Source organism: Cohnella fermenti, from assembly GCF_004801405.1.
Lineage (GTDB): Bacteria > Bacillota > Bacilli > Paenibacillales > Paenibacillaceae > Cohnella > Cohnella fermenti.
Window position 1 is genome coordinate 32,318 of sequence record NZ_SSOB01000057.1, and the last position, 23,358, is coordinate 55,675.

24 protein-coding genes are annotated in these 23,358 nt (G+C 62.9%); 19 read left to right on the forward strand and 5 right to left on the reverse strand.

Annotated features, from left to right (window positions below; genetic code table 11):
* Positions 1-3 precede the first annotated feature (3 nt).
* From E6C55_RS29550 to E6C55_RS29635, 18 genes are all read left to right on the forward strand, one after another.
* Positions 4-1,194 carry a glycosyltransferase family A protein gene (locus E6C55_RS29550; protein ID WP_136373439.1) on the forward strand — a complete coding sequence of 397 codons (1,191 nt, stop codon included), beginning with the start codon at positions 4-6 and terminating at the stop codon, positions 1,192-1,194.
* Positions 1,169-1,903 carry a glycosyltransferase family 2 protein gene (locus E6C55_RS29555; protein ID WP_136373440.1) on the forward strand — a complete coding sequence of 245 codons (735 nt, stop codon included), beginning with the start codon at positions 1,169-1,171 and terminating at the stop codon, positions 1,901-1,903. Before E6C55_RS29550 ends, E6C55_RS29555 begins: the two co-directional genes overlap by 26 nt.
* Before the next feature lie 49 nt (positions 1,904-1,952).
* On the forward strand, positions 1,953-2,678 hold the full coding sequence (locus E6C55_RS29560) for a sugar phosphate nucleotidyltransferase (protein ID WP_136373441.1): 726 nt from the start codon (positions 1,953-1,955) through the stop codon (positions 2,676-2,678).
* Positions 2,675-3,796 carry a GT-D fold domain-containing protein gene (locus E6C55_RS29565; protein WP_211093675.1) on the forward strand — a complete coding sequence of 374 codons (1,122 nt, stop codon included), beginning with the start codon at positions 2,675-2,677 and terminating at the stop codon, positions 3,794-3,796. Before E6C55_RS29560 ends, E6C55_RS29565 begins: the two co-directional genes overlap by 4 nt.
* Positions 3,797-3,811: 15 nt before the next feature.
* Positions 3,812-5,206 carry a glycosyltransferase family 2 protein gene (locus tag E6C55_RS29570; RefSeq protein ID WP_136373442.1) on the forward strand — a complete coding sequence of 465 codons (1,395 nt, stop codon included), beginning with the start codon at positions 3,812-3,814 and terminating at the stop codon, positions 5,204-5,206.
* Between the two features lie 151 nt (positions 5,207-5,357).
* The gene (locus E6C55_RS29575) at positions 5,358-5,645 is read left to right on the forward strand and encodes a nucleoside-diphosphate sugar epimerase (RefSeq protein ID WP_136373443.1); all 288 of its coding nucleotides are present in this window, start codon (positions 5,358-5,360) and stop codon (positions 5,643-5,645) included.
* A gap of 72 nt (positions 5,646-5,717) precedes the next feature.
* Entirely contained in the window at positions 5,718-6,053 is a 336-nt protein-coding gene (locus tag E6C55_RS29580; RefSeq protein ID WP_136373444.1) for a restriction endonuclease subunit S, read from the forward strand.
* A complete protein-coding gene (locus E6C55_RS29585; protein WP_136373445.1) occupies positions 6,050-6,358 on the forward strand; it encodes a hypothetical protein in 309 nt (102 codons plus the stop codon). The genes E6C55_RS29580 and E6C55_RS29585 overlap by 4 nt, the downstream gene beginning before the upstream one ends.
* Positions 6,355-6,627 (forward strand): hypothetical protein, encoded by a 273-nt coding sequence (locus tag E6C55_RS29590; protein WP_136373446.1) that lies wholly within the window; start codon positions 6,355-6,357, stop codon positions 6,625-6,627. The genes E6C55_RS29585 and E6C55_RS29590 overlap by 4 nt, the downstream gene beginning before the upstream one ends.
* 30 nt (positions 6,628-6,657) lie before the next feature.
* On the forward strand, positions 6,658-6,957 hold the full coding sequence (locus tag E6C55_RS29595; RefSeq protein ID WP_230986915.1) for a hypothetical protein: 300 nt from the start codon (positions 6,658-6,660) through the stop codon (positions 6,955-6,957).
* A 195-nt stretch (positions 6,958-7,152) separates the two neighbouring features.
* Positions 7,153-8,247: a CgeB family protein gene (locus E6C55_RS29600; protein WP_136373448.1), complete on the forward strand. Its 1,095-nt coding sequence runs from the start codon at positions 7,153-7,155 to the stop codon at positions 8,245-8,247.
* 43 nt (positions 8,248-8,290) lie between these two features.
* On the forward strand, positions 8,291-9,484 hold the full coding sequence (locus tag E6C55_RS29605; RefSeq protein WP_230986916.1) for a CgeB family protein: 1,194 nt from the start codon (positions 8,291-8,293) through the stop codon (positions 9,482-9,484).
* Positions 9,485-9,588: 104 nt separating this feature from the next.
* Positions 9,589-11,145, forward strand: coding sequence for a glycosyltransferase family 4 protein (locus tag E6C55_RS29610; protein WP_168735945.1), 1,557 nt, complete (start codon positions 9,589-9,591; stop codon positions 11,143-11,145).
* 4 nt (positions 11,146-11,149) lie between these two features.
* Positions 11,150-12,241 (forward strand): non-hydrolyzing UDP-N-acetylglucosamine 2-epimerase, encoded by a 1,092-nt coding sequence (wecB, locus tag E6C55_RS29615; protein ID WP_136373450.1) that lies wholly within the window; start codon positions 11,150-11,152, stop codon positions 12,239-12,241.
* Positions 12,234-13,217, forward strand: a complete 984-nt coding sequence (locus E6C55_RS29620) for a polysaccharide biosynthesis protein (RefSeq protein ID WP_136373451.1) — start codon at positions 12,234-12,236, stop codon at positions 13,215-13,217. The genes wecB and E6C55_RS29620 overlap by 8 nt, the downstream gene beginning before the upstream one ends.
* Positions 13,214-14,140, forward strand: coding sequence for a dTDP-4-dehydrorhamnose reductase family protein (locus E6C55_RS29625; RefSeq protein ID WP_136373452.1), 927 nt, complete (start codon positions 13,214-13,216; stop codon positions 14,138-14,140). The genes E6C55_RS29620 and E6C55_RS29625 overlap by 4 nt, the downstream gene beginning before the upstream one ends.
* Positions 14,116-15,135 (forward strand): NAD-dependent epimerase/dehydratase family protein, encoded by a 1,020-nt coding sequence (locus tag E6C55_RS29630; RefSeq protein WP_230986917.1) that lies wholly within the window; start codon positions 14,116-14,118, stop codon positions 15,133-15,135. Before E6C55_RS29625 ends, E6C55_RS29630 begins: the two co-directional genes overlap by 25 nt.
* Before the next feature lie 29 nt (positions 15,136-15,164).
* Positions 15,165-15,926, forward strand: a complete 762-nt coding sequence (locus tag E6C55_RS29635) for a glycosyltransferase family 2 protein (RefSeq protein WP_136373453.1) — start codon at positions 15,165-15,167, stop codon at positions 15,924-15,926.
* A gap of 1,367 nt (positions 15,927-17,293) precedes the next feature.
* On the opposite strand, the gene E6C55_RS29640 is transcribed toward E6C55_RS29635, so the two are convergent.
* The 4 genes from E6C55_RS29640 to E6C55_RS29655 form a co-directional block, all read right to left on the reverse strand.
* On the reverse strand, positions 17,294-18,682 hold the full coding sequence (locus E6C55_RS29640; protein ID WP_136373454.1) for a glycosyltransferase family 2 protein: 1,389 nt from the start codon (positions 18,680-18,682) through the stop codon (positions 17,294-17,296).
* A complete protein-coding gene (locus E6C55_RS29645; protein ID WP_136373455.1) occupies positions 18,676-19,752 on the reverse strand; it encodes a glycosyltransferase family 4 protein in 1,077 nt (358 codons plus the stop codon). The genes E6C55_RS29640 and E6C55_RS29645 overlap by 7 nt, the downstream gene beginning before the upstream one ends.
* Positions 19,753-19,800: 48 nt before the next feature.
* Positions 19,801-20,526 (reverse strand): glycosyltransferase, encoded by a 726-nt coding sequence (locus E6C55_RS29650; protein WP_136373456.1) that lies wholly within the window; start codon positions 20,524-20,526, stop codon positions 19,801-19,803.
* 93 nt (positions 20,527-20,619) lie between these two features.
* The gene (locus E6C55_RS29655; RefSeq protein WP_136373457.1) at positions 20,620-21,612 is read right to left on the reverse strand and encodes a ketoacyl-ACP synthase III; all 993 of its coding nucleotides are present in this window, start codon (positions 21,610-21,612) and stop codon (positions 20,620-20,622) included.
* 228 nt (positions 21,613-21,840) lie between these two features.
* Here E6C55_RS29655 and E6C55_RS29660 point away from each other — a divergent pair, with 228 nt between their 5' ends.
* Positions 21,841-22,806: a YhcN/YlaJ family sporulation lipoprotein gene (locus E6C55_RS29660; protein WP_136373458.1), complete on the forward strand. Its 966-nt coding sequence runs from the start codon at positions 21,841-21,843 to the stop codon at positions 22,804-22,806.
* Between the two features lie 362 nt (positions 22,807-23,168).
* Here E6C55_RS29660 and E6C55_RS34325 read toward each other — a convergent pair.
* Positions 23,169-23,358, reverse strand: a 190-nt coding sequence (locus E6C55_RS34325; protein ID WP_211093676.1) for a hypothetical protein, incomplete at its 5' end; no start/stop codon positions are given.

The window sequence follows — 23,358 nt, forward strand, 5'->3', positions numbered from 1 at the left end:
GCGATGCGACGCGTCAACAGACCGGCTTCAAGGCGGAGAGCTTCTTCGCGACGAACACGAGCGGGCGCTCGCAAGCCGTCCTCTGCGCTTCGCAGGAAGCCTTCTGTCCGGCAAGCGGGCCGCCGCCGCGCTTCCGTCCGCAGACGGGGGCCGGGAAGGAGAGCCCGCGCGGCCGGCGGGCTTCGAACCGCATGGCTGCAGTCGCTGCGCGAGGAAGGGGAGGCGTTCGGAAGCTCGTGGAGAGCCTCGTACCCGAAGGGCTCGGCTGAGGCGCTTCGCGGCGCCATTCAGCAGAGATGGCAGGAGCTTCTCCCGAGCAGGCTGAGCGGGTCGCGCGCTCAGGACTGGCAAGCTTGCTGGGGCGGAGCCGAGGCGTTCGGCGAAGGAGCCTCGCGGAGAGCGGGGGTGACCCCGGCTTACGTTCCTCTTGTCCTGCGAGGCACGGCGGCGGCCGTTGTCCATGTCGGGGCCGGTTCGCGCCAGACCCGTTCCGTCCTCCAGACGCTGGACTGCCTGCCGTTGCACGAGATTATTCTTGTGTGCGGCAGCATTCCGGAGAGCCTGCTCGGACAGTGGAGGCAGCACTCGAGGGCAACGATCGCGCACTTCCCGGAAGGGGTCGACTCCGGCATCGGCCGGGCGCTCGGGGCGAAGCTGGCGGGGACGGACATCGTTCTGTTCCTCGACGGCGATCAGCCGCTCGGGGCGGAAGAGCTCGCCCGGTTCCTGTGGGAGTGCGATGGGAGGCTGGACGTGGCGCTGAACGATCGTTCCCGCAACTGGGGATCGTTCCATCTTCGGGATAAGGTCGACTGGCTGCATGAATTCCTGAACGTGACGCTGGGAAGGGCCGACTTGAAGGCGAACACGATGGCGGAGCTTCCTTGCGCGTTGTCCCGAACGGCGTTGGACGAGATCGGCACAGAGCGGCTGGTCGTTCCGGTCAAGGCGCATGCGGCCGCCGTTCTCAAGGGGCTGAAGATCGGCAGCGCGGCGAGTGTCGGCACGCGGCCGTCCGCCCCGGCCGGGCACGACTCGGCGAACCAGACGAGACTATCGGCGGGAGACCATCTGGAGGCGTGGCGCTCCGCCATGGAGGCGCGGGGCAAGCGTCTCTACTTCGGAGATAAGCTGCGCAATCGCAAAGCGGTAGGGGGAGTGGTATGGGATGCGGACATCCATCATCATACCTAGCTGCAACGGCCTTGATCTGCTCGCAAGCTGCATCCAGTCGATACGCAAGTATACGCCCTCGGAGCACGAGATCATCGTCGTCGACAACGGATCGAAGGATGGAACGACGGTATGGTGCCTGAACGAGCGGATTCCCTTCGTCTCGCTGGCTCGCAACGAAGGATTCCCTGCCGCCTGCAACAAGGGGATGCGGCTCGCTTCGGGCGATACCATCGTCCTGCTGAATAACGATACGGTCGTCTCGAAGAACTGGCTGGATAACCTGAATGCCGCGCTCTACAGCTCCCCGGATATCGGGCTGACAGGTCCCATGGCGGGCAATGTGAGCGGCAAGCAGCAATCCCGCTATTCGTACGGAGATCTTGACGAATTCCAACGCCTGGCGGCAACCGTCAATCGCTCCGATCCGAACAAGTGGAAGCGGACGGAGAGGCTGGTCGGCTTCTGCCTCGCGTTCCGCAGGGAGCTGATGGAACGGATCGGGCTGCTCGACGAGCGGTTCAGCCCCGGTCATTACGAGGACGACGACTATTGCCTAAGGGCTCGCCTGCACGGCTACGGCCTGCTGATCTGCGAGGACGTCGTGATTCATCACGAGGGCAGCGCCAGCTTCCGGCGGGAGGGAGAAGCGGCCCAGCGGGAGCTGGTCGAGCGGAATTACCGGTTGTTCATGGACAAGTGGAATGTAGACCCTCGCAGCTTTATCTGAATGTCAGAACAGGCGAAGGCCAGACAGCACGACACGAGGAGGGTATTCGTTGAAGGCAGTCATCTTGGCGGGAGGAATGGGAACCAGACTCAAGCCTTTAACTTATTGGACCAACAAGCATCTGCTCCCGGTGGCGTCCTATCCCATGATCTGTTATGGAGTAGCCAAGCTGAGGGAGGCGGGAATTCGCGACATCGTTATCGTCACGGCAAGGCAGTCTGTCGGTCGCTTCGTGGAAGTGCTCGGGAGCGGCCGGGACTGGGGGGTGTCCATCCTGTACCGGGTGCAGGAAGAAGCGGGGGGCATCGCGCAGGCGCTGGAGCTGGCGCGGCCGGTCATCGGCCCCGGCGACAAGCTGGCGGTTCTGCTGGGGGACAATCTGTTCGAGCCCTCGCTTGCCCCGCTGGCGGCCGAATTCGAGAAGCGGAAGGACGGAGCGATGGTCGTGCTGAAGGAGGTGGGCGATCCGCGCCGTTACGGAGTGCCCAAGCTCGATCCGGCGACGGGGACGATCGAGTTCATCGAAGAGAAGCCGGACCATCCGCTGTCGAACTTCTGCGTGACCGGTCTCTACTTCTATCATGCCGACGTCTTCCGGATTATCGATCAGGTGAAGCCTTCCCAGCGCGGAGAGCTTGAGATTACCGATGTCAACAATGCCTATGCAGCCGCGAAAAAACTCCATTATCACATTCTGGACGGTTGGTGGACGGATGCGGGAACGTTCGAATCGTTGGAGGAGGCGAGCCGCAGGCTGAAGGGGGCATTGCCATGAATGTGAACGGCCGCGCGGCCGCTGCCGCGGCGCCGCCGCGCAGAAGATCGCCGCCCGCGGCGCAAGGCTCGCCCGCCTCCGGGCCGCGCCCCGCTTCTCCCCGGGCGAAGCCTCGCGTCGCCCCGAAGGGAACGGGACGGGGCGGCGCGGGCAAAACCCGGGGCAAGAGGAAGCGGCCGCTCCGCAGAGCCGCCCGCGAACGAGGCGAACGGGGCCCCGAGCCCGAAGGCAGGGCGGCGAAGGCGGGAGACGCGGCGGGGGAGGACCGTTACTCGGAAGGGTATCGCGACGGTGCGTTCGCCGGCGGCGAAAGCTTGCTGGAGGCGCACTTGCCTCCGGAGCTGGTGTTCCCGAACGTCTCGCTCGAGGAGTTCCTGGCGGCCGGGATCTCGGTGCTGAGGCCAAGGGGGCTTCCGCTGCTCGGGACCGCCGCCGTCTACGAAGAGCTCGAACGCGCGCTCAGCGAGAGAAGAGCGTATTCGCTCGTTCGGCTGGGGGACGGAGAGCTGCTCACGCTGGCGCAGGATACGGTCATGTCGATGGATGAGGTTCGCAGAGAAGGTTTTTTTCTTCCCTATGCCGGAATCGAGGTTCCCGACCACCAAGGAAGGGATGAGCTTGCCTCGGCGATGCGGACGGCGACCGTCGTCGGGATTCCCCTGTCGCGGCGCCCGCTGTTCCAGCCGCTCCTGTTCGCGATCTGGAAGGCGTACGGCATCCAGCCGGAATCGCTTCGGCTGACGTCCTCGACGGTGAACTACTCCTTGAAGGATGACGGGTATCTTCATCGCTTGATCGCGGGAAGAAGACTTGCCCTCATCGGCGATCTTGCGGAGCCGTTGGCGTCGTCGCTGCTCTCGTGGGGGGCCCAGATTGCGGCAACGGTCAGCCCCGTGAAGGGAATTGCCGACTATCGCAGGGTCGTCGACGAAGCCGCCGCCCGCGACTTCGATCTGGCGCTCGTCTCGGCGGGAATCGCGGCGGTGCCGATCTGCGTTCATCTCGCGAATCGAACGGGCAAGGTGTGTATCGACTTCGGCCACTTGGCCAACGCCATTACCGGCCTCGCCGCGCATCCGGGGCGCAAGCGTCCGCTTGCCGCGGCGGCCGATGGATGACAGGGGGTGAGCATCATGAAGGCAGCTTCCAGAACGAGAAGAAGCGCACGCGGCGGAAGGCTCCGCAGAAGCTCCCGCGCGCGCGCGGCGGGCTCCCGCCGCAGAGTCGGCTCGCGCCGGAGCGGACCGGCGAAGCCGGCGGCCGGCGCGTATGACCAAGGGTTCGCGGACGGGTACCGCGAAGGGGTGCAATCCGGACTCGGGAGCTTCTCCGCCCGGTTCGAAGGAACGAGCATCGTCATTCCGACCTACAACCAGGTCGATCTGCTCCGGCAATGCATCGAGAGCATCATGGAGAATACCGACCTTCCTTATGAGATCATCGTGATCGACAACGCATCGAGCGACGGCACGGAAGCCTATCTGAGGCAGCTCGGAGGTCAGGTCCGCTATCGGGTGCTCGACAGCAACAAGGGGTTCTCCGGCGCAATCAACCTCGGCATGATGATGGCGAAGGGCGAGACGATCCTTCTGCTCAACAACGATACGGTCGTGACCGAACGCTGGCTCGACAACATGCTTGCTTGCCTCGGCAGCGACGACCGGATCGGGATGGTCGGACCGGTCACGAACTATATCAGCGGCGAGCAGCAGATCAAGGTTCCGTACGGCGACATCCGCGAGATGCACGCGTTCGCCAAGGAATTCAACAAGCCGGACCCGGCGAAGTGGCGCCGAACCGATCGGCTTGTCGGCTTCTGCCTGCTCTTCCGACGGTCGCTGTTCCAGCAGGTCGGCTACTTCGACGAGGGCTTCGAGATCGGCAACTTCGAGGACGACGACTTCAATATCCGGGTCCGCCTGACGGGCAGAAGCCTTGTCGTCGCCGCGGACACCTTCATTCATCACTATGGAAGCGTCAGCATGAAGGCGCTGGGGAATCGCTTCCGGCAGGTGAACGACAAGAATGAGCACTATTATATGGACAAATGGCCGAATCCCTACGAGAGCATTCACCAGGTGCTGCAGACGCTGAAGGAGCGCGAGCGGCTTGCCCTGGACATGACGGAGCTGTTCCCGGACGGCGTTCTGGTCAAAGGGGTGGGGCCTGCCCTCTATTGGATCGAGGAAGGGGGCAGAAGGCCGGTGGACGGGGCGGCGGCTCTGCCCGTGAGCCAGGTGTCGCAGGTCGACCTGCTGCGGTGGCCGATTCGCGAGCCGATATCCGCCGCGGAGATGGAGCTGCGCTATTACGGCCAGTCTGCGTCGCCGACGGGCTTCGCCAGGCTTCATGACGATACTTACTACCGATTGGAAGGCGAGGTTGCGCGCAAGGTGTCCAGCCGGGGAGCAATCCGGTCGTGGAATCTCGATCACCGCCCGGTGCGGCTGATCGAACCGGAGGTGCTGGCCGTCTGCGAGGAAGGGCTGCCGATCATCGCTCCTCCGGTGCTTAAACAAGTTCTGTAATTCATTGTGCGGCGGCGCGGAGGGAAGCTCCGGCGCCGCCGCTTGCCGCTTGCGCCGAAGTGGCAAGCGCCGCCAAGCGGCATATGCTGTAAGGGATCAGGCAGGCGCCGCTTGGCGCCGATGCCGCCAGGATCGGAAGGAGGACGCCGCGGTGCAAGAATTGATGACGGAGATCATCGTGCATATGTCGCACTCTCACCAGCAGATGGCCCGCTTGCTGGATGCCAAGCGGCAGATCGCCGTCCGTATGGCGCAGATGGTTCATACCTTGCCGGACGAACATCCTCAGTTGAACGGCCTGGACGGCTTGCTGGAGGGATCTTCGCAGGTGACGAAGAGCGTCATCGCCTACGTGAACAGCCTGGCGGATCTTCAGGAAGCGATGGCGGACAGCATCGCGCAGCTTGTCAAGGCGCTCGGGGATTCGGACGAAGAATAGAAGCGCGAATAATCGGAACGAGCCGTTGCGCCACCCCGTTCGAAGGGAGCCGGAGCGAGAGGAGGGGTGGGAATGAACAGGGAGCAAGCTTATCAATTGACATTGGACGCAATCGCCAAGCTTCAGTGGAATACCGCTCTGATTCTGGAGGCGAAGGCGGTCGAGGCGGAGAAGGTTCGCAATTGGCTTCTGACCCATATCACGAACGATACTTCCGTCACGCAGTCCGAGCGGCTCGGCACGTCGCTGCAGTTCCACGATCATAACGTGGATCTGATCGACAGCTTGACGAAGCTGTGCAACGGGCTGAACCGGAGCATGAAGGCGATCATCGAGCCGGACGACGGCGAAGCGGAAGGAATGGGCTCGATGTTCGGAAGCATGGGAGAAGGCGATATGGACGGATGAGCCGGCTTGACAAGGAATGGGAAGTGAAGCTTGAGCTGCTCCGCTCTATCGCCCGAAGCCAGGAGGCGTTGGCGCGAATTCTGGAGAGCGTCGCGGACGTCACCGCCGGCAGCGAACCGGCGGCATCGGCCATGCGCGAGCACGTTCGGAAGCTGGCCGATCTCCAGGCGGCGCTGGTCGGAGCCGTGACGGGCCAGCGGTGGAGCGCTCCGCGCAAGGGGGTGCCGTCGCCGCCGTGGGGGAGCCGCGGGCGGAAGGGGAGAACCGGAGAAGTCAAGAAGCGCCAAGGAGGGCTGTCGAAGTGAGCAAGACGCGAACGGCGAAGAAGAGCAGGCCCGCTCGGAAGGCGAAGAGCGCGGCCGGCTTCAGAACCAAACGAACCGCTCCCGGGAAGGGAAGAACGGCCGCGAATCGGCGGCAGAGAGCGGCGAGAGCGGCGGGACCGGCGAGACCGGCAAGGCGAGGCCCCGGCCACGACCAAGGATTCCGGGTCTCCTACAACGAAGGGTACAATGCAGGCTTCGCGAAGGGCTTCGAGGACGGGCATCAGCTCGCTTACGAGCAGCAGGTGTAACCGAGGCGGATGGAGTGGAGGGGAACGTACATGCGCAGCAAGCGGCGGACACGCCGCTCCGGCCGAAGGAGCGGCGCGCCCAAGCGATCGGCGAAGGGAAGCGGCAGGAGAGCGAGGCGCGGGAAGGCTGCCGGCAGGCTTCGCAGGACGTCCCGCAGAGGCAGGAGGACGGCCGTCCGGAGACGTCTTCGCCGAGCGCCGGCGCCAAGGGCGGAGACGGCAGATCAGGCTGCGCCGGCGTACAGCGCGATGTTCGATCAAGCGTACGATCAAGGCTTCAACGAAGGATTCGCGAAGGGTGTCCAGGACGGCCACGCCTACTTCGCGTAGCCGTGCATTCCGTGTTACCGAGACGAGCGCCCGCGGGAGAGACCGCGGGCGCTCGTCGTTCGTCCGGAGAGAGGGCGCCGACCGCCGCCGGAAGGCTTCGCTCGGGGAGTTTATCCGCATTATACGCACCTGCGTAAGGGTAAGTATCCATGTCCATCAGACCAGGGGCGCATATATTGAATCTGGGTGATGACGATGGGGTACAGCAGCAGGGAGAAGCTGCGTCAGGAAGCGCGCAGAGACGGCTACGGCATGGGCTGGTCCGAAGGCTGGCGACTCGGGGCGTGCCAGGGCATCGCCGAGCGCACTCCGGAGCCGTCCGCGATTCCGAGCCGCTTGCGGATCATGTATGTGCCTCAAGGCTTCGAGGCGATCGACGAAGGAATGGTATCGGCGCTGACGCAATGCGCGAGCGGCTTGACCGTGGCGCAGGCCGACCGGATGCGGGAGCTTGCGGCCGAGACGAGGCCCGATTGGGTGCTCGTCATGAACGGGCTGCACGTATTCCCGGGCAATCACTTGGAGCAGATCGACGCCATTCGCGCAATGGGCATCCGCACGGCGATCTGGTTCGTGGACGATCCATACGTAACCGACGAGACTCCGGAGATTGCGAAGCACTACGACATGGTGATCACGCACGAGAGGTCCTGCGTTCCTCTCTATATCGCCGCAGGATGCGCACAGGTCCGCCATCTTCCTTTGGCGGTTAACCCGCGTATTTTCCAACCGAAGTATGTCCCCCCGGAGTATCGCTCCGACATCTGCTTCATCGGCGTCGCCTTCGAGAATCGAGTGAATCTGTTCGACGAGATGGCCGACTTCCTGCAAGACAAGAAGGTGTTCCTCTCCGGCAAGCTGTGGGAGCGGATGAAGCGCTACTCCGATCTGTCCCGCTTCGTCCACGACGGCTGGATTCCGGTGGCGGAGACCGTCAATTATTACAACGGCGCGAGGCTCGTTATCAATCTTCACCGCACGACCGAGGCCGGCAAGGACAACCGCAACGCGATGAACTGGGGGGCGGAATCGATCAATCCCCGAACGTACGAGATCGCGTCCTGCGGCGTGCTGCAACTGACCGACGAGCGCAAGGAGCTGTCGGAGCAATACGAGCTCGGCCGGGAGATCGTCGCGTTCCGCAGTGCCGACGAGCTGATGGCCCAGATCGATTATTACCTGAATCACGAGGAAGAACGGCGGCAGATCGCCGCCCGAGGCTTCAAGCGGACTCGTCTTCAGCATACGTTCGTTCATCGGATACAGACGCTGCTGGGCTGGCTTGAGTAGAAGAGGCGGCAGCGCCGAACGGGTGAGGAGGCAGGGTAAACGAATGGCGATGACGAGAAGAAGAAGAGCTCCCGGCAGCCTGAACGCCGGGCGCGGGAGGCAGAAGCGGCCGACAAGCGTCGGCAGGGCGTCGAGAGCGGCGCCCGGCTCCGGCAAGGCAAATACGCAAGGCAACAGGAACGGCTTCTCTCTCGGCTACCAGCATGGACATTGGCAAGGCCTCTGCGAGGCGACGATCGCGCGGGCCAGCCAGGTGCACGAGAAGCGGCCGTTCAAGGTTCTCTATGTTACCTCCGGCAAGGGCTACCCCTACAGCCCTCTGGACGAAGGCATTCACCATTCGCTGCTGGAGGTGGCCGATTCGGTCATCCTGGCTTCCCCGAAGGATGACGCGGCTTCCGTCGCGGAGGCGCAGCGGCCCGATCTCGTTCTGGTGCTGGACGGCATGGACTTCCCGGCCGCGCAGGTGGACCGGATTCGGGGGCTGGGCATCCGCACCGCGATCTGGTTTACGGACGATCCGTACTACACCGACATTACGTCGGCCCTCGCCCCCCATTACGACCGGGTGTTCACGCTGGAACGCAACTGCGTCCCCTACTATCAAAGTCTCGGGTGCGCGAGGGTGCACAATCTGCCGCTCGCGGTCTACCCCGGCTACTATCGTACGCGCAACCCCCGCATGGCGCTTCGCGGGGACGTCGCCTTCATCGGCACGGCGTATTGGAACCGGGTGAAGCTGTTCCATGAGCTGCTTCCCCGCCTGGAATCGAAGAGATTCCGCCTGTCGGGACTATGGTGGGATCGGCTGCCGGATTACGATCGCTGGCGGAGCCGGATCGACCTCGGCAAGTGGATGACCCCGATCGATACCGCGGAGTGCTACAACGCCAACCGAATTGTCATCAACGTGCATCGCGCCCACGACGACGAGACGTTCAACCGCAATTCCGCGGGCATCCCCGCCGTATCCCCGAATCCGCGGACGTTCGAGATCGCGGCTTGCGGAACGCTGCAGATTGTGGACGGGAGGGACGATCTGGCGCAGTATTACGAGCCGGGCCGGGAGATCGTCACCTACGACTCGCCGGGCCAGTTGGCCGACCTGATCGATTATTACTTGACGCACGAAGAGGAGCGGCAGCAGATAGCCCTGCGCGCCCTGTACCGGACGATGCGGGACCACTCCTTCGCTTCGCGGCTGACGCAGCTTATCGATCTGGCGATGGAGCCCTAAGAGACCGAATCAGGAGATCGAACCGATGATCGGGGGAAGGAGGCGAGCGGCGCCGTGAGCAGGACCGGCAACGCAAGGGCATGAATGTCGTCAACAGGCCGAAAATGTTGGTGTTCTCGCATATCTGCAGCCCGGAGTTCATTACCGGAGCGGAGAAGCTTCTATTATCCTTCCTCAGGGAGCTTCATCGTTTGTTCCATTGCGTGCTTGTCGTGCCGCGGGAAGGAGCCATCGCCGAAGCCGCCAGGCGGCATGGCGTCGAGATCGCGGTGCTCGATATTCCGTTAAGCATAGCCATGTACATCGCGGCTCCGCACCTGTCCGCCGAGCTCGACAACCTCCGCCGCCATACGGCGTGGGAACAGCTTGTCGCGCTGCTTCAGCGGGAGGAACCTTCTTATGTATGGGTGAACACGTGCGTCCACCCGTTGCCCGCCATGGCCGCCAAGGCGCTAGGGGTCCCGACGATCTGGTCGCTGATGGAGACGATCAACGACGGCTCGCACCGCGATGAGGCGGCCAGAATCGTTGCGACCTACAGCGACCGCATCGTAGGGATCTCCAAGACGGTGCTTGCCCCGATCCCTTCCGGGGCGCACGCCAAGGCCGCGGTGCTGCCCCCGTTCTTGAATCGGGAGGAGCTGCTTCCCGACAGTTGGCCGATGGCTCGCCTTCGCCAGAGGCGCAGCCAAGGGTGGAGCGAGCACCACCTCGTCGCGGGCTACATCGCTTCGGCGCTGTATCCGAACAAGGGGCTGAAGGACTTCGTGCAGGCGATGCTGCCGCTCGCCGCCCTCGACTCGCGGGTGCGTCTGCTTGTGATCGGCAATCCGGACGAGGACGCGGATTACGTCCGTTCTTGCCGGGAGCTGATCCAGAAGGCCGGCCTCGCGGACCGGGTGTCGTGGATTCGCTTCGCGGACCGGATCGAGTACGTGTACCCGATGATGGACGTCGTCGTCGTGCCCAGCCTGATCGCCGAAGGGTTCGGCATGACGGCCCTGGAAGGGATGGTGTTCGGCAAGCCTGTCGTCGCGTACGCGTCCGGCGGCCTGGAAGAGATTCTTCAGGCGACCGGCAACGCCGCCTATCTCGTGAAGCCCGGCGACATCTCGGGCCTCACGACCGCGATTGCGACGCTGCTGCAGAACGAGAAGCTGAGATCGGAAGTCGGCGCGGCCGGCGCCAGGGCCGCCGAAGAGACGTTCGGCCGCGACGCCTTCCGCGAACAACTGACGGCGCTCGTGTCCGGCCTCCCGGCCCGCCAGCCGCCCGCCCTGCAGGGGCTGGTGCGGGGCAGAGGGCCGACCGTCTATTATATCGAGCACGGCCGCCGGAGGTCTTTCCCTTCCGAGGCTGTTTTCCACGGGTTGGGCTTCCGCTTCGAGGATGTCCAGGACGTTCCGGACCATCGCTTGTCGCTGATCCCGCACGGACCTCCGATGGAGCTGCCGGCCGCGGAGAACCGGGGCGGCGCGGGGGAAGGCGCCGGCGCAAGCCGCCGCAGCAGCAGCAGCAGGCGAAGCTCTGGCGGACGCGGACGGCGCGCGCGGCGGGGGCCAAGAAGCTCGCGTCGCAGCCGCAGAACATCCGGCGGCGGAAGGCGGTCCGCCGGGCGGGCAAGAGGCCGCCGCAGGCGTCACGCACGCAATGGGAGGTAAGCTCATGCGAATCGTCACGATTCTCGGGACAAGACCGGAGGTCATTCGTCTAAGCCTGCTGACCAGGCTGCTGGACGACTTGGCCTCGCGACATACGACCGTGCACACCGGTCAAAATTTCGATTGGCGCCTAAACGGCATTTTCTACGAGGAGATGGGGCTTCGGCTTCCCGACGTTCCGCTCGATATCCGCGAGACGACGGTCGGACGGCAGCTTGCCGGCACGTTCGGCGCCATCGAGGACGTGCTTCGCCGCGAGAAGCCGGATCGCGTGCTTGTGCTCGGCGACACGAACAGCGCCCTGTGCGCGCTCGTCGCCGAACGGATGGGCATCCCCGTCGCGCATATGGAGGCGGGCAACCGCTGCTTCGACCTCTCCGTTCCGGAGGAGAAAAATCGCCGGGTCATCGACGCGGTCTCGACAATCAATCTTCCTTATACCGAGAACAGCAAGAATAACCTGCTTCGCGAAGGGTTCCCCGTGCAGAGGATCGTCCTCTCCGGGAATCCGATCCGCGAGGTGCTTGAGCATTATCGGCCGCAGATCGACGCCAGTCCGATTCTGGATAAGCTCGGTCTCGAGTCCGGGCGCTATCTTCTCGCCACGATCCATCGGGCGGAGAACGTCGACAACCCGGCTCACCTGGCCGCCATCGTGGAGGGGCTTCGCCTCACGGCCGAGCGGCAGGGTCTGCGCATCGTCTGCAGCACGCATCCCCGCACCCGCTCGAAGCTGCAGAGCTTGGGGCCGGCGCTCGCTCACCCGCTCGTCGAATTCCACGAGCCGTTCGGCTTCTTCGACTTCGTGCTGCTGGAGAAGCACGCCCGGTGCGTGCTGACCGACAGCGGGACGGTGCAGGAGGAGTGCTGCCTCTTCCAGGTGCCGACCGTCACGGTGCGCAAGACGACGGAACGGCCGGAGACCGTCGACTGCGGAAGCAACGTCGTATCCGGCCTTCGCGCGGAGCGAATCGCGGGCTCCGTTCATGCCATGATCTCCGCGCAGGGCAGTTGGACGCCGCCACCCGGCTACATGGAGCTCGGCGTCGCGCGGAAGGTCGCCAAATATGTTCTTGGAGGGACTATGGATGTTTGAAGGACGACGAATACTGATTACCGGAGGCACGGGTTCCTGGGGCTACGAGCTGGTTCGCCAACTGCTGCCGCAGAATCCGGAGAGAATTATCGTCTACTCCCGCAACGAATCCAGTCAGGTGGCGATGCAGCGGGCGTTCGAGGATAAGCGCATCAGCTTCTGCATCGGCGACATCCGGGATCGGGAGGCTCTCGTCCGCGCTTGCTCGGGGGTGGACCTGATTTTCCACTTGGCGGCCTTGAAGCATGTGCCCGTCTGCGAGGATCAGCCCTACGAGGCGCTCAAGACGAACGTCATCGGCACGCAGAATGTGATCGAGGCGGCGATCGAGAACAAGGTCGAACGGGTGATCAACATCTCCACCGACAAGGCGGCGAACCCGTCGAACTTCTACGGCATGACGAAGGCGATCGGGGAGAAGCTCATCGTCTACGCGAACCTGCTCGGCAGCGACACGAAGTTCGTCTGCGTGCGCGGCGGCAACGTGCTCGGAACGAACGGCAGCGTCATCCATCTGTTCATGAACCAGATCGCCCACAAGAACGAGATCAGCCTCACCCACCGCAACATGACCCGGTTCTTCCTGACGCTCGAGGATGCGATCCGCCTGCTCTTCAAGGCGACGATGGAGAGTGTTGGGGGAGAGATCTTCGTCATGACGATGCCGACGTGCCGAATCGTGGATCTGGCCGACGTGCTCATGGAAGCGATGGGCAAGCATGTCGACATGGTGGAGACGGGCGTGCGGCCGGGCGAGAAGATTCACGAGATTCTGCTCACCGAATACGAGAGCCTGAGCACCGTCGTGTACGACGATCAGTACCTCGTTATTCTGCCGACCATCGACATTCCGGGACTGTCCGCGCACTATTCGTCTTATCCGAAGGTTCACTTCGACAGCTTCAGCTCCAGCCAATCGCTCATGACGAAGGAAGAGATTCGCCAGATGCTCGTCCGGGGAGGCTTCCTGACATGAGAATCCTTGTGCTCGGCGCCGGCGGCATGGCCGGTCATGTGCTCGCTGCCTACTTGAGCCGTCAAGCCGGGTTCGAGGTCGAAGCGACGATAAGGCCGGGTTCAAGGGAGTTAAGATCGGCAGCCGCCGGGCAAATCGCGCAAGGGACGGAGACGTCCCTTCCCGCTCGTCTCGGAGTGCGAGTCCATGAGCTGGACGGTGCGGATCTGGAGGCGGTATCGCGACTGGTTGGCGAGGTTCATCCGGATGCGATCGTGAACGCGATCGGCATCCTGAATCGGGATGCGGAGGAGCGGCCGCTTCATGCCTATACGGTAAACGGGCTGCTCCCTCACTGGCTGGCCCATGCTGCCGGAGAGAGCGGGGCTCGGCTGATCCATGTTAGCTCGGATTGTGTTTTCTCGGGCGAACGGGGTTCTTACGGGGAAGAGGAGCTGCCGGACGGCACGACGGTCTATGCGCGGAGCAAGGCGCTCGGCGAGGTTCGCGAGAAGCGGCATCTGACGCTTCGGACGTCGATCATCGGGCCGGAGATCCGCGAAGGCGGCATCGGGCTGATGAAGTGGTTCCTCACGCAGCAGGGGAACGTTCCCGGATACGTGAACGTGCCTTGGAACGGCGTGACGACGCTCGAACTGGCGAAGGCTGCGGAGTGGGCGATCCGGCATCCGCACGTTGGCGGGCTTGTGCATCTGACCGCTCCCGAGCCGATCAGCAAGCATCGGCTGCTGGAGAAGATTGCGCGCGCATACGGGAAGGAGGACGCCGTCGTTGTTCCGGTCGCGGAGCCGGTGCTGGATCGCACGTTGCTGCCGACGAAGAGCGGCTTCGGCTACCCGGTGTCCGGCTATGACGTCATGCTCGGCGAGCTGGTCGAATGGGAACGAGCTTCGATGGAATGGCAACGAACCTTATGGCAATGAGCCGGATTCTGATCACGGGAGCGACGGGCTTCACGGGGCGACATGCTTGTCGTCTCTTCGCCGCGTCCGGGTGGGACGTCGTCGGGGTGACGTCGGGGCTGCGGGAGCCGGCGTTGGCGACGGTGACGACGGCGACGACGGTGACATGCGACTTGACGCGCGGGGATGCCGTCGCTTCGCTGTGCGCCGACGTCCGGCCGGACGCCGTGCTTCATCTGGCCGGGCAGAACGCGGTCGACCGCTCCTGGCGGGAGCCGGGAGCGACGCTGGCCGCCAACGCGATGGCCACCGTCCATCTGTTGGAGGGGATGCGCAGCGCCGGTCTTGGCGGACGAATGCTGATCGTCGGCTCTGCGCTGACGGGAGGGCCGCTCGAGCAGTCGGCCCATCCCTATGCCTTCAGCAAAGCGGTGCAAGTGCTCGCCGCGCTGGCCTGGCATCGCTGGTACGGCGCGCAGACGCTCGCCGTCGAGCCCTCGAACCTGATCGGCCCCGGCGGCGGCGGGGGGCTGTGCGGCAAGCTCGCCCGCTGGGCCGCCGCGGCGGAGGGGCGAGCGGAGGCTCGGGAGGCGGCGGGAGGAAGCTGGTCCCCGGTGCGGAAGGGAACGGAGGCAAGCCCGGAGGAGGTTCCTGCCGGGGCGGCTGCGTTCACGCTGTCTTCCCTTGACGAAGAGCGCGATTACCTGGACGTGCGCGATGCGGTCGAGGCGTATCGGCTGCTGCTGCTGCGCGGAGAGGCGGGCCGCGTCTATTCCTTGGGCTCGGGGCGGATGAGGACGCTGGGCGAGGTGAAGGCCGCATTCGATGCGGCGGCGCGGACCCGACTGCAGTGGCGGGTCGACAATCGCCCCTCGCCGTCTCCCGCCGCCAGGGATCTGTCGGCCATGGCGGCTCTGGGCTGGAAGCCCGCGATCCCGTTCGAGCGATCGATCGCGGATGCGCTGGAGGAAGAGCGGCGGCGGTGCCAGCGTGAAGCGGGCGGGAGCGGGAGTTGAACGAATCTGCAGAAGAGGGGGAACGGGAGATGAATCGGCCTCGTGTGACGGTTGTCATCCCATTTTATAATGATCCGTATGTGGCGGAAGCGATCGAGAGCGTACTGGCGCAGACGCACGAGGGCATCGAGCTCATCGTCGTCAACGACGGCTCGACGCGAGAGGCGGAGCGGCTCGCCCCGTACGTAAACCGTGTCCATATACTGGGCAAGGCGAACGGCGGCACGGCAAGCGCTTTGAATCACGGCATCCGCATGGCATCGGGAGAGTACGTAGCCTGGCTCAGCTCCGACGACCGCTTCCTCCCCGCGAAGATCGAGAGCCAGTTGCGCCACATGGAGCAGACCGGCTCCGCGATCAGCCACACCGCGTTCCGCGTGATCGACGACAGCGGCGGCCGGAAGGAGAAGCCCGTCCGCCTTCACTTCGAATCGATGTACCTGTTCTACGAGTCGTTCCTGAAGGGCAACGCGGTGAACGGCTGTACGGTCATGATGCGGAAGTCGCTGTTCGACAAGCTCGGCGGCTTCAACGAGAAGCTGCCGTTCACCCACGACTACGACTTCTGGCTGCGCGCCATCCTGGCGGGTTATCCGCTGGCGTACCTGGACGAAGTGTTGACCGAATATCGGCATCACGAAGGAATGGGAACGGTGAAGCATCGCGGGGCGATCGAGAGCGAGTTCCAGGCCGTGGCGGAGGGCTACCGGAATCGCGTCGAGCATCTGCTGAAGGCGCTGGCCCCGCCTCCCTGGAAGGCCGACTCGAACCGGCGGCTCGGCGGCGGCTGAGCGGATGACGGCTGAGTGGAGCGCGGGGAAGCGGCTGACGGGCGGGGAGGAGGTTGACTGAAGGGGGAGCCGGGTGTTGTCAGCGGGGCAAGGCCTATGTGATTCTCCCTTCTGCCGCCTCGCCATGTATATACCATATTGTGGTATGCCTGTGAGCGCCAACCTCCTTCAAGAAGCTTATACCTCTTCTCCCTTTGGCTCAGGAACCTCATCTGCCGAATCTCGGCCTTCTCATGCCAACCTATTTTTACAGGCTATCTTGCATCTAGTCCTGCGAAGAGAGAGTCTGCTGCTTGGCGGACTGGTCGGCTGATGAGCGGGCATCTTGGCGGACTGGTCGGCTGATGAGCGGGCATCTTGGCGGCACGGATCGGCTGAGTGGGGACCTTGGCGATCCGATCGGTTGAGTGGACGTCCGGAAGCCAACTTAGCCCAACTTCGGCCCGGCTCTGCCTTGCTCAACCATCGCGGGATGTTCATGGCGCATTCCCTATCCTGAGCGAATGCCAGAAGAGGCATAATGCTAGAGGAGACGAATGTCGGCAGAGGGGATAGGGCGCGGGGCGAGTGGATGTCGTGCTGGGTGGATGACAAGTTAGGCTCTATGAGTGGGGCTCTTCTCTAGTTCACAGAGCCATTGCATCCTTACATCGGAGCTTAACCTGACAGCATTGGGGGGAGCTTCCTGAACCAAGGGAAGAAGAGGCATAAGAGTCCAGAAGGAGGACAATGTTTTGCCAATTAACTATAATGTGGTAAATTCCTTGCAGAGGAGCAAACGGGGAAAAGACTGCGTTCGGCGCATGATGCGCAGAAGCGTGCGAGCGGTGGTTGCACGAATCGCGTGGAAGGGCGAGCGGTAGCCGGACTGTCAGTGTTGCACAAGAAGAGGTCGTGCCCATGAGCCGACCTCTTCTTGCTGTTGCGAACGAACGGAGCAGCAACGTTAGGGCCATGTCGCGGCCGCGGTTGGGGTTGCAGATGAGCCGTGGCGACCCAACCAGTTCCGCTCAACGACGCCGCAATCCCCGACAGCGCGCCGATGAGTGGAACAGGGTACCGTACATTCGCCGCAATCCCCGACAGCGCGCCGATGAGTGGAACAGGGTACCGTACATTCGCCGCAATCCTCGACAGCGCGCCGATGAGTGGAACAGGGTACCGTACATTCGCCGCAATCCTCGACAGCACGCCGATGAGTGGAACAGGGTACCGTACATTCGCTGCAATCAGGCCGGACAACCCGGTGCGGCAGTTCGGGCGTCGTCTTGAGGCCGCTCCGATGCCGCTCCGATGCCGCTCCGATGCCGCTCCGATGCCGCCCCAGTGCCGCCCCAGTACCGTCTCAATCCCGCCCCAGTGCCGCTTCAATCAACCTCGTAGCTGACAGGCGTGCGGTAGAACACGTGCGGAGGGAGGGCCACGGCGCGTTCGCGGCTCCAGCCGTAGCGGCGGAGCGTCTCGTCGCTGCGGATCGGGCGCAGGCGCTGGCCCTCGCCGTAGAAGAGCCGCCCGTCCGGTCCGGCATATACGCGATGGTCGAGCAGCTCGTGCTCCTCCCACGGGTCCATCCGGATCGGCCAGCCCTCCGGCAAGGCATGGAGCTGCTCGTAGCGGATGCCTGCCGCTTCCTCCGGCCGCAAGCCGAGCGAGCGGCACGAACTCTCGTCGTGGATCGGATACCGGATGCCGTATGCGATCATGTGGGCGCCGCCGCCCGGGTCCCGGGCGAGGAAGCTGTCGGGGTAGTCCCACATCAAGCCGGTGAGCGGGCGAATCGGGGTTCCGACAGCGAGTCCGGCCAGAATCGCGTCTGCGCCGAGCGCGACCCGGTCCATCGACATCCCGAGGTGAAGGAGCGACTCGTACGACGCGACAGGCCGCTTCACGCCTCTCTCCACCCGATAGACGCAGCCGCTTCCGTCCACTCCGTACCAGCCGCCGGGGACGGCAGCGGAGGTCGGTTCGTGATGCGGGTGCGCCAGCATTCGAATTCCCGGCAGAAAGCCGGGATCGAGCTGCAGAATAAGCCGCTCAGGGTTGAAGCCCCACTTGCGGAGGAACAGCCGGCGATTCACTCTGGCGATCGCGTACATATCCATCCGGTTGCGGTCGAAGCTCTTGTTCCCCTCGTGATAGACGAATGTATCCCCGGCGATCCGCAGGGAGAGCCCGCATCGGAGCGCCCGGTAGCCGTAGTCGATGTCCTCGTAGCCGCCGACCGCGAATTGTTCGTCCAGGGCGCCGAGGGCATCCCATGTGCTGCGGCGAAGCAGCATGCAGAAGCCGCTTAAGGAGGTGGCATTCTGCCACCGCCCCGGGTCTTGGAAGTTGAATCCGTCGGCGAAGCGGAAGAAGGAGTCGTCTCCGGCATAGTGGAAGGGCCGCTTCTGCAGCGGAAGAACGAAGTTGGAGACGGGACCGACGATGCCGACGGCGTCCTGGGACAGCAGGGCGGCCTGAAGCTGGGGCAGCCAGCGCGGGGAGACGAGCGTGTCGTTGTTGAGCAGAAGGAGCAGCTCCCCGCGCGCCAAGGCGACGCCTTGATTGCAGGAAGCGGCGAAGCCGGCGTTGCTGCCGTTGCAGACGAAGCGGATGTCGGGCTGCTCGTACAGCCAGCCGATCGTGCCGTCCGTCGAGCCGTTGTCGATGACGATGAGCTCATACGGCACGTGAGTCAGCATCCGGATGCTGTTTACGCAGCGCACGGTCTGATCCATGTTGTTAAGCGTCAGCAGAATAATGCTCGTTAACACTCCTTCACCCCCAGCTCCTTGAGCATCCTCACGAAGCGGTCCGCGTACGATTGCAGGGTGAAGTGGTCTCGGATGTGCCGCTCCCCCTGCTTGATCAGCGATTCCCGCAGCTTGCCGCTTGTCATCAGCCGAACGACTTGATCCCGCGCCCCTTCCAGGTCGCCGTGATCGTAATAGAGGGCGGTCTTGCCGTCGATGAGTGCGGAACGGACCCCGTCGGAGTCGCTCGTGACGACCGGACAGCGGCAGCTCAGCGCCTCCAGCGCGGTATAGGGAGCTCCCTCCGCCTTCGACGTCATGCAGAGCACCCCTCCCGAATCTCCGATAACGGAGTAGAAATCCGGCATTCGCACATGCGCAATGTGGTGTACCTGGAACACCCGCCGGGAGATGCCGAGCGTCTCGAGCCGAACGTCCAGCTTCTCCTGTTCGCCCGGTTCGGCCAGCCACGGGTCGCTGAACATCCACACCTCCAGCTCCGGAACCCGCTGCGCCGTCATCGCCGCGATCGTGACGAAGTCGCGCCAGTTCTTGTTCTCATCGAGGCGCCCGATCCACGCGAGCACCGGACGAGGATAGGTCGTGATCCGCTTGTAATGGAACTGCTCGGCGTCGAACGGGTTGTTGAACGCGTAGATCGGCTTGGTCGGATAGCGTTCGCGCAGAATGGCGCCGATATGCGGGGTACAGGGGTAGAGGAAGGCATCCGCATGAGGCTCCAGATAGGAGGCGGCCCCCGTCAGCGCTTCCCGGGCGGTCTTCTGCGGTCCGAAGCCTTGAATCTCGAAGAGGAGCAGCCCCTTGTAGCCCAAATCACGGAACAGCGCCAACTCCAGGAAAAAAGAAACAACGACGATCGCCGCATAGTTTTCCCGATGGATGAGGGTTCGCAGCTCGGCGGGATCGCTCGTATAATGGACCGTTATGCCTTCATTGTTCGCAGAGCCGCTTCCGGATCGGAAGTAAAGCAGGTGAGCTTCGATTCCCCGCGCCCCCAGCGCGCGAACCCTCATTCGATTTAACGTATCGACGCCGCCGCTCGGAAGCACGAACACGAATAGAAGCTTCATCGGTTATCTCCCTCCTCGTTCCGGCTTCGAACCTCTTCAGGCTCCCGACTATATGCGCTCGAGCATTTTGTTCAGATAAGGTGCGTATTGATCTCGAACGAAGTTGAATTCCGCGTCGACCGTATCTTTGCGCTGCCTCGAGCCCATCGCTTCGTGCCAGCGATAGGCGGTTAGCGTCTCGTTGAAGAAGTGGAAGTCGATGCCGGCGATAAACACCCGAAGCCAGTATTCGTAATCCTGCGTGCAGGTCAATCCTTCGTTAAAAGGGCCGAGCCGCAGCGGAAGGGACCTGTGCATCATGATGGTGCAGCCGTTGATGGGGCAGAAGGTGAACATGGCGCGAACGAATTCCTTGACGGAAGGGAATTTGACGGCGAGGGAGGATTTAAGCAGCTCGTTGTGCGCGCCGATAAGATCGAAGTCCGTGCAACTGATGAGCGCCTGATGCTGCTTCATGTAGGCGACCTGCCTGGCGATTTTGTGGGGATAGAAGCGGTCGTCGGAGCTGAGCCATGCGATGTACTCCCCGGAAGCCATACGGATTCCGTGGTTCAAGGCGCTTGCCGTGCCGCCGTTGGCCTTGCCCAAGTAATGAATGCGCCGCATGTAGGGGGCCAGCCGTTCCTGATGCTTCGTAGATCCGTCGTCGACGACGATGACCTCGATGGGGGAATACGTCTGGCTCAGCGCACTTGCGACCGCCTGGTCGACGAATTCGCAATTGTAGAAAGGAATGACGATGCTGACGAGAGGAGTCTCAGCTTGGGATGTCATGGCAAGCCTCCTGTACCTGAATGGTATCAGTGTATGAGGACAGGATGCTTGCCGCCACGACAGTTGAACCTGTTCATCGGCCTGTTTTGTCGGTCAGATGGTCCATTCCAGCAGGAGACCCGCCTGGGATAAGCCGGAGCCGAAGCCGTACAGCGCGAGGAGGTCGCCGGGCTTGAGCCGATCTTCCTTGACGGCGCCATCGAGCGCAAGCGGAATGGAAGCGGAGGAGGTGTTGCCGAACGACTCCATGCTGATTAGCGCCTTCTCGGAAGGGAGACCGAGACGCTCGCACATCGATTCCGTCATCCGACGATTGGCGCTGTGCGGAACGAACCAGTCGAGCCGTTCCAGGGGCAGACCGGCTCGCGCAAGCAGCCGTTCGACGCCGAGAGGAACCTCGCTGACCGCCCACTTGTATACCTCCCGTCCGTTCTGGACGATTTTCCCATCGCCTGCAAGCTGTTCTCCTCGCCACAAGTCCGACAGCCCGGCCGCATACACATGCGCCCCGCCCGCGCCGTTCGTATCGGCGTCCGAAGCGAGGAACGCTCCCTTCTCCGCCCGGTCGACGAGCACGACGCCGGCTCCGTCCCCGAACAGGATACACGTCGAGCGGTCCGAATAGTCCGTCAAGCGGCTCAGCGTCTCGACCCCGATGACTGCGATCCTGCGGTAAGCTCCCGTGAGCAGGAGGCCGTTGGCCACCTGCAGGGCGGACACGAAGCCTGCGCAGGCGGCGTTCATGTCGAACGCGAGAGCGCCCTTCATGCCGAAGGCCGCCTGGACCCGGGAAGCGACCGACGGGAACGGCGAGTCCGGCGTCGTTGTCGCCACGATGATCCCGTCGATCGTCATGGCGTCGACAGCATACCGTTCGAGCAGGTTGCGCAGAGCCAGAATGGCCAGATCGCTCGAATATTCGCCTTCGGCGGCGATCCGGCGTTCCTTGATGCCGGTCCGGCGCACGATCCATTCGTCGTTCGTGTCCACCATCCGGGAGAGGTCCTCGTTGGTCAGCCGCCGCTCGGGAGCATAGCTTCCGATTGCCGTAATCGAAGCTCCGAATTCCGCTCTAAGTTCCGTCATGTCGCTTCCGCTCCTTTTTTAACATCTGATATTAGCATCAGGTACTAAAACCATTCTATCGGCAAGTCGTGCGGGTGTCAAGGAGGCGGCAAGGAGCAAAGATTCAAACCGGTCCGGCGATCGCGGGGCTTATTCAAGGATTCGATCCCCTAGCATAGCGCGCTATGGGGCGGGCACTCTAATTCATGGCGCCGCAACGCCCACATCGCACGAAGGGGGAATCGACTCTTGAAAAAAAGTTTGGTCTTCTCGACGCTTGTTCTCTCCACTGCTCTGGCTGTAACGGGGTGCGCAACGAAGCAGGGGGAGATGAGCACCAAGAACGTAAAGTCGAACGCGTACCGGATGAAGTTCGCCCATGACGGAGCGAGGGAGTCGAACCGTTACCACGGCATGCAGAAGACGGGAGACAACATCGTCGGCCTCGACGGGCAATCCCATGTGGAGATGAGCCAAGAGATCGCCGACCGACTGGCCGCATTGCCGGAGATTAAGTCCGCCCACGTCGGCTTGACGAACAACAACGCCTATGTGGCAGTGGTCCAGGAACGGAACCGCTCTGGCAAGGTAACCGCGCATTCGACACGAACTCATACTGTAACTCCGTACAGCACGCGAAGCCTTAGCGGCGTCGATCGCGGCGTAGGGCCGAACAATCCGAATTCCACTACCGATACGTATTCGCCGAAGTATTCCCGCTCTTACGGAACGGGAACTGCGGGCACAAATTACGGTACGGGAACGACTGGAACGCACTACGGAACAAGAACGCCGGGGATGATGGGAACGACCGGAACGATCGGAACGACGGGAACGACGGGAACGACGTACGGAACCGGAACGGCCGGCACCGTGCCGAGCGAAGAATTGTCCGATGCGCTGAAGAATCAGGTCGCCGATATCGTCAAGGGAATGAACCCGAATATCGACAACGTTTATGTCTCCTCGAACGCCGATCTGTACGGCCGAATGGAGAGCTACGCGAACGATGTCCGCGCCGGACATCCGGTCAAGGGCTTCATGGAGGAATTCAGCGCTCTGGTCAGCCGAATTTTCCCGCAGGAAGCGGGCTCGGGAACAAAACCGCTCTCGGTTGTTCCGCACACGCCGAATACGAACACGTACTCGTCGAACTCGAGCTATTATGCGCCGACCAAGGTCGCTCCGTCCTATCATGCCCCAACCGGCAGATAACTTGAATTTGCCATTCTCTTCGAATTTGAATCACCGCATTGCATCATGCGATTCCGCAACAGCCGCAGGCGACGCTCCGTTCGTCTGCGGCTTTCCACCGCCGTACACTACCGTTCGCTCTCGCTGCCAATCCCATCGCCAGCTTCACCGCCGATCTTACCGCCAACTATCATCACCCAGTCCCACTGCCAACCTCATCGCCAACTTACCGTCAAACTCACTTCCACTCTCATCCCGCCGCCAACTCCCGCCGCCAGCTCCCCTCGCCGGAATTTATGCGAAATTTCACATTCGTGCAGCGCGATAATGGGCAAGTTGGACGATTATATGTGAAAAATAGCATACATAGAGAAATTTCCGATTCAGTATGCCGCATATATGTTAAAAATCGCATAAAACGCCTCGATTCCTCCGAAATCCAGACAATGAATGTGAAAAACCAGAGCGACCGAGCATAGGTTGAGTAACTTAGCAGGTGGAAACCCTGCTTGGAAAAGGCGAAGCCACGCCACCAATAGCGAGTCTTGGAGCGAAGCTGGCAACAGAGTCGTT

Coding starts and splice junctions, on each gene's coding strand:
- E6C55_RS29550 (WP_136373439.1), top strand. CDS start 4: ATGCGACGCGTCAACAGACCGGCTTCAAGGCGGAGAGCTTCTTCGCGA.
- E6C55_RS29555 (WP_136373440.1), top strand. CDS start 1,169: ATGCGGACATCCATCATCATACCTAGCTGCAACGGCCTTGATCTGCTC.
- E6C55_RS29565 (WP_211093675.1), top strand. CDS start 2,675: ATGAATGTGAACGGCCGCGCGGCCGCTGCCGCGGCGCCGCCGCGCAGA.
- E6C55_RS29570 (WP_136373442.1), top strand. CDS start 3,812: ATGAAGGCAGCTTCCAGAACGAGAAGAAGCGCACGCGGCGGAAGGCTC.
- E6C55_RS29580 (WP_136373444.1), top strand. CDS start 5,718: ATGAACAGGGAGCAAGCTTATCAATTGACATTGGACGCAATCGCCAAG.
- E6C55_RS29585 (WP_136373445.1), top strand. CDS start 6,050: ATGAGCCGGCTTGACAAGGAATGGGAAGTGAAGCTTGAGCTGCTCCGC.
- E6C55_RS29595 (WP_230986915.1), top strand. CDS start 6,658: ATGCGCAGCAAGCGGCGGACACGCCGCTCCGGCCGAAGGAGCGGCGCG.
- E6C55_RS29600 (WP_136373448.1), top strand. CDS start 7,153: ATGGGGTACAGCAGCAGGGAGAAGCTGCGTCAGGAAGCGCGCAGAGAC.
- E6C55_RS29605 (WP_230986916.1), top strand. CDS start 8,291: ATGGCGATGACGAGAAGAAGAAGAGCTCCCGGCAGCCTGAACGCCGGG.
- E6C55_RS29610 (WP_168735945.1), top strand. CDS start 9,589: ATGTTGGTGTTCTCGCATATCTGCAGCCCGGAGTTCATTACCGGAGCG.
- wecB (WP_136373450.1), top strand. CDS start 11,150: ATGCGAATCGTCACGATTCTCGGGACAAGACCGGAGGTCATTCGTCTA.
- E6C55_RS29620 (WP_136373451.1), top strand. CDS start 12,234: ATGTTTGAAGGACGACGAATACTGATTACCGGAGGCACGGGTTCCTGG.
- E6C55_RS29625 (WP_136373452.1), top strand. CDS start 13,214: ATGAGAATCCTTGTGCTCGGCGCCGGCGGCATGGCCGGTCATGTGCTC.
- E6C55_RS29630 (WP_230986917.1), top strand. CDS start 14,116: ATGGCAACGAACCTTATGGCAATGAGCCGGATTCTGATCACGGGAGCG.
- E6C55_RS29635 (WP_136373453.1), top strand. CDS start 15,165: ATGAATCGGCCTCGTGTGACGGTTGTCATCCCATTTTATAATGATCCG.
- E6C55_RS29645 (WP_136373455.1), bottom strand. CDS start 19,752: ATGAAGCTTCTATTCGTGTTCGTGCTTCCGAGCGGCGGCGTCGATACG.
- E6C55_RS29650 (WP_136373456.1), bottom strand. CDS start 20,526: ATGACATCCCAAGCTGAGACTCCTCTCGTCAGCATCGTCATTCCTTTC.
- E6C55_RS29655 (WP_136373457.1), bottom strand. CDS start 21,612: ATGACGGAACTTAGAGCGGAATTCGGAGCTTCGATTACGGCAATCGGA.